Origin of the sequence: Acinetobacter indicus CIP 110367 (assembly GCF_000488255.1) — a bacterium.
Lineage (GTDB): Bacteria > Pseudomonadota > Gammaproteobacteria > Pseudomonadales > Moraxellaceae > Acinetobacter > Acinetobacter indicus.
Map to the genome: position 1 here is coordinate 380,338 of NZ_KI530755.1, position 12,447 is coordinate 392,784.

Genomic DNA, 12,447 nt, shown 5'->3' on the forward strand with positions numbered 1-12,447 from the left:
TGTTTTCAATCGTTCATAAAAAAGGTCTGCAAAGGTGCAGGCCGGTGCAGTATTAACGCGGTTGTACGGCACTTTCCAGCTGAATCAGCAAATTGCCATAACGATCCAGCAGTTTCAGGGTTTTACCAAAGACCTGATAATGGGTCACTTTGGCCAGTGCTTCATTGAATTTCTGATCAATGCCATTGCTGTTGAGGCAGGCCATACGGGTGCCAGCCATTTGGCTTAGCGTTAGCGTGTCACGGCCGGCGCTGTAGCTGCCCATAATCCGGTTACAGCCATCGGCACCGCTAACGCGTTGGGTGGCGCTATCAAATTGCAGGCTTGGAATATTGTGGGCAGTCGGTTCGGTGCGAACCGCGGTATTGCCAATCTGGGTCACAATCCAAGTGCGGTTTTGCAGCTGGACAAGATTGGCAGTTTCAACGGTAGCACCCGGGGTTGGTAAAGTTTCACAGCCGCTAAAAACTAGGGCTGAACCTAAAAGGGCAACGGCAGCAAGATGTTTAAGCATATGGATTTCTCTTTATTTTAAAGCTGATGGATGTATCTAAACCAATTTTAAATTTGATCGCCAGTTAAAATTGTATCATTGATTTGACGGAGCGCCAGGAGCGGATGGCGCGGGCAAACCCTGCCGGATTAGTGCTGAAAATTGTGCACTATCCAGCTGGCCCGGCTGTTCCACACGCGGATTGATATAAGCGCGCTGATACCAGCTTTCAATGCTCAAGCTCTGATCAAGCGCCTGTAAATCATACAAATAATTGGGTAAATAACCCGAAGCTAGCAGGCGATAATCGGTGGGCAAGGTCTGGTTGGATACTGCCTGCACCATGTCAAAGACCAGGGTGGTGCAGTTACTGGTCAGGGTGTTATACCATTTGGGCTGTTGTGCCAGTTCATCGGCTTTGGCCAGATATTCTAGAAACAGGGCTTTTTGCATGTCCCGTGGCATCTTCAGCGGGAAAAAATAGACCTGTTCGCCGCGAATATTACTGCGGGTATAGATAATATCTTTTTCATCCGCTGCCACCAGACTCAGTTCATATTTGCGGAAGAATCCGCCCAGCGAAGAAAATTCTTCATGGCGTTCTTTGCGGATTTCAATCGAAAAAGTCAGCGGTGCGGCATTGGCAAAATCGAAACTGACCAGGGTGTGGGCAATTTGTGGTCCCATCCAGTAGGAAGTGATGATGTTGACGCCCCGAATCTGGTTCAGGTCATAATGGCGACTTTCCCAGCGCTGCTCGTAGGAACCATCGCTGTGCCAGTTAAAGTTACGCACATTGTGCAGAATGACCTGATCGCCGTGACGCTCGGAATGTAACAGCTGCGCCACTTCGGGATTCCAGTCGCGGTCCTGGCGAGGTGGCAGGCCAAAATACCAGAGCTGGCTGCACAGAAATACCAGCAGATAAATCAGCACATCCAGTTTACGGCTAATCAGATGCCGGCTGATATAGATGCCCAGAATGCTCATGGCAAAGGCAATCCACAGGCCAATCAGGATCCGGCTAAACAGCAGTCCAAACGGCTGCTGAAACCACAGGATCAGCACCAGCCAGATCGAGCTGCCAATTACAAACAGGCTAAACAGGCCATGCAAACTGCCTTGAATCAAACGCTGTGCCAGTTCGGGCTGTTGGGGTGTCTGCATGCTGATGAATTCATTCAGAAAAATAAGCTTTATTTTCGGTAGCTGGCAAACTCAAATGCAATGCCAGTTTTGTCATCCAAATGTTGCTCGGCACTGACTTTCTGGAACGCTGCCGGAATTTCCGGATAATGTGCATCGCCCTGCACATCCAGCTCGACATGGGTCAGTTCCAGACGGTCGGCAATATCCATGGTCTGTTTAAAGATTTCACCACCGCCAATAATAAAAATACTGTCCGGCTTTTCTGAAGCCTGCACATCAGCCACGGCCTGAGTTAAAGCTTCTTCAATTGAATAGGCGACTTTGGTGCCCTCAAAGGCCCAATTTGGATCTCGGGTAATCACCCAATTGACACGTTTCGGTAAGGCACGACCCATTGATTCCAGGGTTTTACGGCCCATCACTACCACGCCGCCCTGGGTAATTTCCTTAAAATGTTTTAAGTCGGCAGAAATATGCCATGGCAAATCATTGGCTTTTCCAATACAGCGCTGCTGATCCATGGCCACCACGTGTACAACTTCTAAACCTTGAAATGCCATGCTGTTTCATCCATATCTCATGCGAAAAATTAACCCTATTAAAATGTAAAATCCCCCTCGATGAAAGGGGGATGGGGCATTTGTCCGGAATTAATTGGCTTTAAACCGCTACCGGGGCCTTAATTGCCGGATGTGACTCATAACCGACAATTTCAATATCTTCAAATTTAAACGCGAACAGATCTTTGACGTCCGGGTTCAGTTTCAGCTGGCACAGCCCCAGCGGTTCACGACTGAGTTGCAGTTGTGCCTGTTCAAAATGGTTGGCATATAAATGGGTATCGCCGCCGGTCCAGACAAAATCACCAACCTCTAGATCACATACCTGGGCAATCATATGGGTCAGCAGCGCATAGCTAGCAATATTGAATGGTACACCCAGGAAGACATCGGCACTACGCTGATACAGCTGGCAAGAGAGTTTGCCGTTATGAACAAAAAACTGGAACAGGGTATGACAAGGTGGTAATGCCACCTGACCGGCTTCCTGCGGATTCCAGCCCGATACAATTAAACGGCGTGAATTCGGGTTGGTTTTAATCTCATTGATTAGCCAGGAAATCTGGTCAAAACCATCCTGATTATAGCCGTTATCGGCATTTTTGCTGGCGCCAAAGTTACGCCACTGATGGCCATATACCGGACCAAGCTCGCCTTCAGGACGGCCGAAACGCGCGGTCTGTTCTGCCGTTGACCATTCATCCCAAATCGTAACTTTGTTGTCCTGCAGATACTGAACGTTGGTATCACCTTTCAGGAACCATAACAGTTCAATCACAATTGAACGGAAATGCACTTTTTTGGTGGTTAACAGCGGAAAACCCTGAGACAGATCAAAGCGCATCTGATGACCGAATACAGAACGGGTTCCCGTGCCGGTACGGTCGCCTTTGTCGCCGCCGTGGTCAAGGATATGTTGTAACAGGTCAAGATATTGGCGCATGAAATTCTCTCAATCAAATAGTGATGTGGCTCCTGTGTCGACCTTCATTGCAGCGCAAAAGGCTGGCTGTGTTGAAGATCTTGGCTTTAAATGAGCACATAAAAGTGCAGCCATCATAACATTGATGCCGGGCCGAGATGAATATTCATCATCATTAAAAAAAGGCATCTTAAAAAAGATGCCTCAGCAAAATAGTGGCAGCTTATGCGGTTGGCCGGCCGGTGTGCGGGGTGTAAATCAGATCACTCAGGTCATAACCCAGACTTTTGGCCTGCGCCAGATATTCATTTTGTGTGGCTTCATCCAGCTGTGGATGACGATGCAGCAACCATAAGTATTTGCGGCTCGGGTCACCGACCAGTGCGGTCTGATACTCCGGATCAAGTTTTAAAATCCAGTAATCACCTTTGGTAAACGGAATCCAGCGCAGGCCTTCTGGCAAGAAGCTGACTTCCAGCTTGCCATGTTCAGCATCGACCGGGGTGGCTTCACCAATCGATTCATCTAGTTGACCCTGACCATCCAGACGGCGGTTTTGCACACGCACTTTGCTATCTTCATTCAGGCTGTAGGTGGCGGAAATATCGGTACTGTCTTCGGGTTCATGGCGCATTGGCAAACGGGCAATTTCGTACCAGGTGCCCAAATAACGTTGCAGGTTAAAACCGGAAATGGTGTTCAGTTCTGAATTCATAAACAACTTCCTGAATTATTTTCATAAAGACTGCAGTTATTCTAAGCAGGCTGAACGGGATTCGGGTTATTGTTGTTAGCGCTCCTGTTTCGGCATGTATGCAGTGTAAATTCAGCCCGGTTTTCTGTGCAGCAACTGCTACACAGGTTATTAAAATGCAAAAAATTGGACAGGAAAATAAAGTTTAGGAGTCAAACCGTTTGGCACGTTGCTGGTAGATCGACACCATAAACAGTCCTACCAAGATAAAGCCGAGTGCTTGCAAGGCCATGGCCCAAAGTTGCATTTTCGGTAGAAACAACAGCAATACGGCCAGCAGGAGCAGCGGTGCCAGATTCAATCCCCCGTACATCAGTCTGCGCTGATGTTCTGGCCAGGAACGACGATTGCTCCATTGATACAGCAGATGTAAGCCCATGCCCAGAATCAGACTGAGGATGACCCAAAACGGTGGCAGCTGTGCCTGCGTCGAGGCCAGATAAATCAGCAGACAGGTACCAATACAGATCATCAGTTTGAGCTGACGATGACAACGCGCGGAATACCAGAAACTGAGCATTTATGCCTGATCCTGATGTTGATGCAGCAATGACAGTGGCGAGAACAGACAAATTGCCAGAGCCATAAAGCCAAGTCCTTGTGCGCCCGGTAATAAAATTTCACCCTGTTGCATATTCATGAAAATTAGTGCCAACAGCAGGGCAATCGGAATCCAGGTCAGCAGGCGATACAGTAAACCGGTGGGACGTTGTGCCGCAAAATGAATTTTGCAGTAACGGCAAATCAGAAAAATAATACCGGTGCCCATAAACATCAGGATGGCATCATAGGCCAGCGGTTGCATCCAGTATAAAACGCCGGTGACCACTGCAATCAGAATAAACAGCATGAGTTTTTGCAGTACGGATACGTTGGGATTAAACCAGAATTCGAGCATAGCCCACCAGATGAATTGTGCAAGGGTGCATGCACTTTAGCAAAAATGGCATAAAAAAAGCGAGGCCAATGCCTCGCTCCGGTTTAACTATTTTTCTGTGGGCCCCAGTCATAGATTTTTTTCTGGTAGGCGTACCACATCATCCAGAGACCGACCAGAATCATTGGCAGACTCAGGAATTGGCCTTTACTCATCCAGGCAATAAATAGCTGACCATTGTCCGGTTCGCGGAAGAATTCCACCACAAAACGCGCCAGACCATAACCAATCAGGAACAGTGCCGAAACTGCCATACGTGGACGCGGTTTGGAACTGAACCACCACAGCAGAATAAATAACAGCAGCCCTTCAAACAGCGCCTGATACAACTGTGATGGATGACGTACCAGCTGTAGTGGATCGGTCGGGAAAATCATGCCCAGTGCAAAGTTTGGATCAGTGACCGGACGGCCATATAACTCGCCACCAATAAAGTTGCCGATGCGTCCAAACATCAGCCCGGTCGGGACACAAGGTGCAATAAAGTCCAGGGTTTGGAACCAGGTCATCTGGTATTTTTTGCACCAGAACAGCATGGCCAGCATGACCCCCAGGAAACCACCGTGGAAACTCATGCCCCCGGTCCAGACTTGAAACAGCCACACCGGGTTAGCCAGAAACTGCTCAAAGCCATAAAAGAACACATAACCGACACGGCCGCCAATGACTACACCCAGCGCGCCGTAAAAGATCAGGTCCGAAACCATGTCCGGTGTCCAGCCACGCTGCTTGGCGCGATAAGTGGCCAGACCCCAGGCAAATAAAAAGGCCAATAAATACATCAGTCCATACCAGTGGACTTGTAAGGGACCCAGCGATATCGCCACCGGATCAATATTTGGATAGGTCAGCATTCCTGTTCCTTGTCATTCTGTTTTGCACAGATTTTAGCTGAATAAGATGAAAAATGTTGTACATTCAATGTGTAAAGATAGCGAGCAGGAAATTATGTGTATTGTGGCCTTTGCCTGGCAGGTTCTGGATGAGCTGCCTTTATGTTTAATTTCAAACCGTGATGAGTTTTATCAGCGTCCGACTGCGGCGTTGCATGCCTGGGAAAATAGCCCGATTTATGCCGGACAGGACTTGCAGTCGGGTGGCACCTGGATGGGCGTGACCGCCAGAGGCCGCTGGGCCATTGTTACCAATTTTCGTAATGGACAGGATCAGCACAATTATCCGACCTCACGCGGGCATCTGATTCAGGATTTTCTGGAATCTGAATTAAGTCCAATTCGCTTTGCGCAAGCCTTGGAGCCGCGCCAGTGCGATTATGCCGGCTTTAATTTATTTGTCGGCGACCGGGAACAGGCGGTGTATATGAGTAACCGAGGGGAGGCGCCGCAAGTGCTGGCCAAAGGGGTATATGTGGTGTCCAATGGCTTAATGGGCGAGCATTGGGAAAAAACCGGCCATTTGCGTAAACGCTTTACCCAAGAATTTTTACCGATGTTACAGCAAGTCCAGTTGCCAGAAGCAGATCTGCAGCATGCTGCCTGGAATATTTTGGAAGATGAACGCAAGGTGATTGCAGATTTATTGCCAGAAACCGGTATCTCTGTCGAGCTAGAAGAGTTATTGTCGTCGACCTTTATTCAGAGTCCGGCGTATGGTACACGCTGTTCCAATATTTTAAGATTAAATGCTCAGCAATGGCACTGGTTAGAGAAAAGCCAGCAGGGTGAAACCGCCGGGCAGATCGTGGAGCTGAATATTCCACTACAGAAATAAAAAATACCGGCATCAAGCCGGTATTTTTGTGAAAGAGAGGATTATCCTGCAATCGCTTTACCATCAGTACGAGTGATGACCACTGTTGCAGAACGAGGGCGTGCAGTTTTGTTATTGATATCCGTTTGAGTTGCTGGCCAATGGCTTGTTGGTGCATCAAAACGTGGTGAATCTTCGCCTGGGTGCTGAACGTTAATGAAGATTGCTTTGTAGTCAGGTGTCATGGTCACGCCGGTGATTTCACATTCTTTTGGTCCAACCAGGAAGCGACGCAGGTTTTCATCCGTTACTTGAGCACCTGCAATAGTGGCTTGGCCGTTTACTGTAGTTACAGACTGACCATCACCGACCTGACCAGGTAATGCAGCAAGCATCATACAGTTAGTGACATCAGTATATGCACCATCATCGGTTTGAATCCAAAGCACACCACGTGGATCAAACCACATACCATCCGGGCTCGAGAAGTCATTGGCATCGGTCAAGCCTGAAAGGTTGATGTTCGCATCCATTTGAGCTTCTGCACCAAACAGATAAATATCCCACTCAAACGTTGTTGCAGCAGTGCTTTCTTCTTTAAAGCGAATAATGTGGCCGTTGACGTTCCCTTTACCCCCTTCAGGGTCTGAATAGTTACGTGGGTTAGCTGCATTTACTGGTTGTTCCGGATTATTACCACGGTTAGAGTTGTTGGTTAAAGTTACATAAACTTCACCATTTTCAGGATTCACAGCAACCCATTCTGGACGGTCCATTTTAGTTGCACCGACAGAGTCTGCAGCAAGGCGAGCAAAAGTCAGGACATCTGCTTGAGAGCTAAATGGATAAAGGGTATTGTCTTGTGTCAAACCATTTTTACCAAATGCCAGTTCAATCCATTCGCCCTGACCTGAAGCATCAAATTTGGCAACATAGAATTTCCCTGTATTCATATACTTGTCGCCAGCAGCATAACCGCCGTTGACATCTTTAGGGTCCCACACTGCATCTGATACGAATTTATAGATGTATTCACCACGAGAGTCATCGCCCATATAGAAGGCAAACTGCTGTCCTTCAATTGCACGGCTTGCACGGCAATCTTCATGCGCAAAACGACCTAAAGCAGTACGTTTTACCGGGTTTGCACTATTATCAAATGGATCAATTTCAACAATCCAGCCAAAGGTATTTGGTGCATTACGATAGTCTTCAGTCGCAGATGCTTTGGTTACGTTAGCTGACCAGCGATCATACATATCTTGTGATTCAACACCAGCCTGAGCAGTTTCCCATGCATAACGTGAAGATTTATCTAAATAAACAATACGGCCTTGTTCGTCGAGTTCCGGCACTTTTTGTTTTTGTGCATCGAGAACATAAACAATGTTATTTTTCTCATCACGTTTAATTGAACCATCTGCATTTTTTTCAGTTTGATATGAAATATCTAAGCCTAAGCCATAACGTTTGAGTGCAGTTTTCTCTGCTTCGCTACGGTCTGCGTATTGGTCTGTGCCTGAACGTTGGAAATAACCAATAAAGTTTTCTTCGGCAGTTAAATAAGTGCCCCATGGTGTATAACCATTACCACAGTTATTTTGTGTACCACGTGTTTGGCGACCGGCAGGAGAGAACGCTGTACGCAGTAATGGAGAATTTGGATTGACCGCTGGACCTGCAAAATCCATTACTGTTGAAGCTGTAATACGACGGTTAAATGGTGATGATTTAACAATTTCTACCGCTTGAGTTTCGGTATTTTTCTTAATGTGTACCACAGAAACACCGTGAGCATTCACTTCGCGGATAACTTCATCTTCTGGACGACGGCCATTTACTTTGGTTGGACCTTCTGGGTGCAAGAAGGTTTGGTTAATATATTCATGGTTTAAAACCAGTAAGCCATGATCAGATGCGTTTGCATCATAGCGCCCCGTTTTGGTACTCAAGCCAAAATAACTCATACCATCGTGGCAGTCACCAGAACGGAACTGGAAACTTGGACCTAATGGAACATTTTTGTCTGCATTCCAATCGCTAAAAGCAGGGTGAATCGAGTCACCTAAAGCATATAATACAGTTGCCTGATAGCCTTCTGGAACGGTCACAATATCATTTAAGTTTTTATCAACAGCTGTGAAAGAAAGTGACTCCGGTTTGCTGTTTGGATCTTCCTGGTCAGCTGGTGGAGTAACACTGTTGTCATCATCGTCATCACTACATGCAGACAGTGAAGATGCTAAAGCTAAAGCAGCTGCACCACTTGCAGTTCTTTTAATTAAACTGCGGCGACTGATACGTTGTTCTAAAATGTCACGAAAGTGTGTATTGTCTGAAGTGTTGTTATCTAACTCTTGATCTTCATTGTAAGGCATATAGTCAGTCATTTTTTTTCCTAGCAAATTCGCTTGGTGGTTTAAAAGTTATATGTAAATTAGTGGCTAAACATGACGTCAAGGTTAAGCTTATATGTCAAACTGGTTAAATTCACCAAACCGTAAATGGTTGCCATAAAAAAAGAAGCAACAAGTGCTTCTTTTTTAAATTCATGAGCTTATATTATTTCCGGTTGACTCGACGCTTCTCAATCAGCTTGCCAGCAAATAAGCCCAATTCGAATAACATCCACATTGGAATGGCCAGCATAATCATCGACAGCGCATCCGGTGGGGTAACAAACATCGAAACAAAGAAACAGCCGACAATAATAAATCGACGTTTTTCGACCAGCTGCTGGGTACTAACCACACCAATTAAAATCAGCAATAGGGTAATAATCGGAATTTCAAAGGTAAATCCGAACACCAAAAATAGCTTCAAACAAAAAGTCAGATAACTATTAATATCGGTCATCGGGGCAACTGTTTCCGGTGACACACTGATGAAAAAGTGCAGAATTGACGGCAGTGCAATAAAGTAAGCAAATGAAATCCCAATATAGAACAGGGCAATACTGCTTATGAGCAATGGCAGCGCCAGACTTTTCTCTTTTTCATATAAGGCCGGTTTTACGAAAGCCCACAGCTGATAAATAATAAACGGCATCGCAATCATCAATGCCACAAAAAAATTTAGCTTAAACGGTGCCATAAAGGTGGCCGTGACATCGGTAGCAATCATGGTCGATGAGGTCGGCAACTGCGCACGCAGCGGCTCAGATAAAATCTGATAGGTGCGATTGGCAAAAGGCAATAAGCAGAAAAACAGTGCAATAACCAAACCCACAATTTTAAATAGATGCTTGCGCAGAATCACCAGATGTTTGGTGATCGGCATTTCTTCTAAAGCAGCTTGCTCGCCCACTGTCGCCGCTGGCAATTGAGAAGGAGAACTTTGACTCATACAGCCACCTTATAATCGGTAAATTGTGATGTGGTCGGAGGGATAGCTTCAGTCGCGGTTAGCGGTTGATGCTGAGGACGCAGCAACAGCGAAGGTTGCGGGGCAATAAAGGTATAACGCGTCGGCAAATTTTTATTATCCGTTGCAGCGGTCTGGTTCGGTTGTTCTTCCGCGAATATTTTTTGTTGTTTTAGCTCATGCATCTGAGACTGCATTTTTTGCTCAAGTTCCTGAATACGTGCCATTTCCTGTTGCATCTGTTCACGCAGTTCAGAAAGTCGAAGTTCCCGATCAATATCATTTTGCACATTGCTGATGGTACGTTTAATTTTGCCGTACCACTTTCCAACAAAACGTGCAGCTTCAGGCAGCTTTTCTGGACCCAGCACCAATAATGCAATGATGCCGAAAAACAGCAGTTCCGTCATTCCAATATTGAGCATAACAAAATTACCTGAAAAATTATTGTTTTACAGTCGTGTTAACATCAGATGATGTCGCTTGATGTTCAATGGTACGTGGCTCGTTTAGGGCCGCAGTGGTCGTTTCATCATCTTTAATTGATTTTTTAAAGTCTTTAACCGCACCGCCCACATCTTTACCCAGGTTTTTCAGTTTAGATGTACCAAACAGAAGAATCACCACAATTGCAAAAATCAGAACGTGCCAGATCGATAAACCAGCCATAATATTTACCTCTTTTTAATTCAAGACATATCTCAACAGGTCTAGATGACAGCGAGGTGACAGGAATATTGCGATTCAAAGACAACAGATGGGCTAAAAGCATGTTTTGCCATCAATTATGTTAGGATAATCCCCACTTTTTACCTTTCTGTGTACCCGCATGGTGCTGCTGCTTCCGTTAATTTCATTTCTGATTGGATACTTCGGGGTCGCGTATTTAAAGCCGTTGCGTCCAGTGCTGGCGATGTTACTGGCCCGGCTGTTTATTCCGTTACTGATTATCTACAACATGGTGTTTTATCAGGACGGCAGCTTGTGGCTGATTGGTTTTAGTCTGGTCAGTTCCATCCTTTTCTTTGCGTTCTTTTATGTCTTGCAAAAAGATAAACTGATCGCACTGTGCTTCAGTTATTTAAATGGGGCCTGGCTGGGTTTTCCCTTTGCCTTGGCCCTGTTTGGACCTGCGGCCAGCAGTATTATTGTGGCGCTGTATATTGGCGGATCTTTATTTGGCAATGTTTGTGCGGTGATGGCGGTGAGCCAGACCCGGCAAGAATTAAAGTTTATTGTTAAAAATGTACTGCTTTCACCACCGGTGGTTGCCCTGAGTCTGGCGGGGATTCTGTCTTTTTGGGATGTGAGCCAGTTTGAACATCAGACCTGGCTACAAGTGATTTACCAAAGCAATAAAGTACTGGTGACCTTTGCCGGCATGTGCGTGCTGGGGATGTGGCTGAGTAAAGTCCGGATTGGCTGGGCTGACTTAAAGCGCAGCCTGGGTTTACTGGTCGCACGTATTCCGCTGGCCTTGTTGCTATGTGCTGTGGCGTACTGGTGTTTACCCATTCCGCAGCAGACCTTGATATACGCCGTCATGCTGATGTTTTTCCTGCTGCCACCGGCTGCTAATATTGTGGCCCTAGAAACCCATTATCAGGGCACAGGTGATTCTGCCAAATATATTGCCTCAGGAACGATTGCCAGTGCGATTTTGATTGGCGTATATGGCGTGGTGATGCATGCGGTGGTGCAGGGTTTATAAATCAAAAAGTTCTCTCTCCCTTTGGGAGAGAGTTAGAGAGAGGGTATAAAAGTTTTTGAAAGTCCCTCTTTATTAAAGAGGGGGATTTACGGAAACCCTTTGTAGAAATCAGCAATATTTTAGCGTCAGAAGAAAGATGTATAGAAGAATCTCTCCCAGCCTCCCTTTTTCAAAGGGAGGAGTTTTAAAAGGATGTTACTTCTCCAAACTCGCTTTAAACAGCTGCATCGCCTGACCTCGATGGCTGATCTTATTTTTTTCTTCTTTGCTCATCTCTGCGCTGGAAATCCCCAGTTCCGGTAACCAGAACAGTGGATCATAACCAAAACCATTTTCACCACGTGGAGCATCCAGAATTTCACCTTGCCAGATGCCCTGGAAAATTTGTGGTAAAGGATCTTCGGCATGCTGCACCAGGGCCAGCACACAAACAAACATCCCTTCAATCGCTGTTCCATCTTTGCGTAAAGGCTGTAAGTCTGCCAGCAGTTTTTCATTATTGGCGGCATCATTGCCATGTGCGCCAGCATAACGGGCAGAGTAAATTCCCGGTGCGCCGCCTAGTGCTGGTACGCAAATCCCGGAATCATCAGCAATCGCAGGCTTGCCAGAAATTTTAGAGGCATGACGCGCTTTAATAATCGCATTTTCAACAAAGCTCAGACCATCTTCAATGGCATCTTCAATATTGAGCTGGCCTTGCGGGATGACATCAACCGGTAAATTCAGTTCTGCAAATAGTTTTTCAAATTCCGCAATTTTGCCTTTGTTATTGCTGGCCAGAACCAGGGTGCCTTGAGAGAGCCAAGCAGGTGCAGTCATCTCGAATTACTCATGATTGAAAACAT

The 12,447-nt window shown here is 46.2% G+C and carries 15 protein-coding genes; 2 read left to right on the forward strand and 13 right to left on the reverse strand.

What is annotated here, in order from left to right:
• Positions 1-52: 52 nt before the first annotated feature.
• From P253_RS10470 to lgt, 8 genes are all read right to left on the reverse strand, one after another.
• The gene (locus tag P253_RS10470; protein WP_005180208.1) at positions 53-514 is read right to left on the reverse strand and encodes an META domain-containing protein; all 462 of its coding nucleotides are present in this window, start codon (positions 512-514) and stop codon (positions 53-55) included.
• A gap of 75 nt (positions 515-589) precedes the next feature.
• Complete coding sequence (locus tag P253_RS10475) at positions 590-1,660, reverse strand: Lnb N-terminal periplasmic domain-containing protein (RefSeq protein ID WP_016658547.1); 1,071 nt, start codon at positions 1,658-1,660, stop codon at positions 590-592.
• 29 nt (positions 1,661-1,689) lie between these two features.
• Complete coding sequence (locus tag P253_RS10480; RefSeq protein ID WP_016658548.1) at positions 1,690-2,202, reverse strand: dihydrofolate reductase; 513 nt, start codon at positions 2,200-2,202, stop codon at positions 1,690-1,692.
• Between the two features lie 100 nt (positions 2,203-2,302).
• Positions 2,303-3,145, reverse strand: coding sequence for a thymidylate synthase (thyA, locus tag P253_RS10485; RefSeq protein ID WP_016658549.1), 843 nt, complete (start codon positions 3,143-3,145; stop codon positions 2,303-2,305).
• A gap of 202 nt (positions 3,146-3,347) precedes the next feature.
• The gene (locus tag P253_RS10490; protein WP_005180198.1) at positions 3,348-3,839 is read right to left on the reverse strand and encodes a lipocalin family protein; all 492 of its coding nucleotides are present in this window, start codon (positions 3,837-3,839) and stop codon (positions 3,348-3,350) included.
• Positions 3,840-4,023: 184 nt separating this feature from the next.
• Positions 4,024-4,398 (reverse strand): hypothetical protein, encoded by a 375-nt coding sequence (locus P253_RS10495; protein ID WP_005180197.1) that lies wholly within the window; start codon positions 4,396-4,398, stop codon positions 4,024-4,026.
• Entirely contained in the window at positions 4,399-4,776 is a 378-nt protein-coding gene (locus P253_RS10500) for a hypothetical protein (RefSeq protein WP_016658550.1), read from the reverse strand.
• 83 nt (positions 4,777-4,859) lie between these two features.
• On the reverse strand, positions 4,860-5,669 hold the full coding sequence (gene lgt, locus P253_RS10505; protein ID WP_016658551.1) for a prolipoprotein diacylglyceryl transferase: 810 nt from the start codon (positions 5,667-5,669) through the stop codon (positions 4,860-4,862).
• 94 nt (positions 5,670-5,763) lie between these two features.
• Here lgt and P253_RS10510 point away from each other — a divergent pair, with 94 nt between their 5' ends.
• Positions 5,764-6,546, forward strand: a complete 783-nt coding sequence (locus P253_RS10510) for an NRDE family protein (protein ID WP_035363459.1) — start codon at positions 5,764-5,766, stop codon at positions 6,544-6,546.
• Positions 6,547-6,587: 41 nt separating this feature from the next.
• Here P253_RS10510 and P253_RS10515 read toward each other — a convergent pair whose 3' ends face one another.
• The 4 genes from P253_RS10515 to tatA all read right to left on the reverse strand — a co-directional run bounded on the left by P253_RS10515 (position 6,588) and on the right by tatA (position 10,557).
• Entirely contained in the window at positions 6,588-8,915 is a 2,328-nt protein-coding gene (locus P253_RS10515; protein ID WP_016658553.1) for a PhoX family protein, read from the reverse strand.
• A gap of 172 nt (positions 8,916-9,087) precedes the next feature.
• Complete coding sequence (gene tatC, locus P253_RS10520; RefSeq protein ID WP_016658554.1) at positions 9,088-9,870, reverse strand: twin-arginine translocase subunit TatC; 783 nt, start codon at positions 9,868-9,870, stop codon at positions 9,088-9,090.
• Positions 9,867-10,313, reverse strand: coding sequence for a Sec-independent protein translocase protein TatB (gene tatB / locus P253_RS10525; protein ID WP_016658555.1), 447 nt, complete (start codon positions 10,311-10,313; stop codon positions 9,867-9,869). The genes tatC and tatB overlap by 4 nt, the downstream gene beginning before the upstream one ends.
• Positions 10,314-10,332: 19 nt before the next feature.
• Positions 10,333-10,557: a Sec-independent protein translocase subunit TatA gene (gene tatA / locus P253_RS10530; RefSeq protein WP_005180185.1), complete on the reverse strand. Its 225-nt coding sequence runs from the start codon at positions 10,555-10,557 to the stop codon at positions 10,333-10,335.
• 160 nt (positions 10,558-10,717) lie between these two features.
• Between tatA and P253_RS10535 the strand changes: the two genes are divergently transcribed.
• Positions 10,718-11,599, forward strand: a complete 882-nt coding sequence (locus P253_RS10535) for an AEC family transporter (protein WP_016658556.1) — start codon at positions 10,718-10,720, stop codon at positions 11,597-11,599.
• 195 nt (positions 11,600-11,794) lie between these two features.
• Here P253_RS10535 and rdgB read toward each other — a convergent pair whose 3' ends face one another.
• Positions 11,795-12,421 carry an RdgB/HAM1 family non-canonical purine NTP pyrophosphatase gene (rdgB, locus tag P253_RS10540; protein ID WP_016658557.1) on the reverse strand — a complete coding sequence of 209 codons (627 nt, stop codon included), beginning with the start codon at positions 12,419-12,421 and terminating at the stop codon, positions 11,795-11,797.
• Positions 12,422-12,447 lie beyond the last annotated feature (26 nt).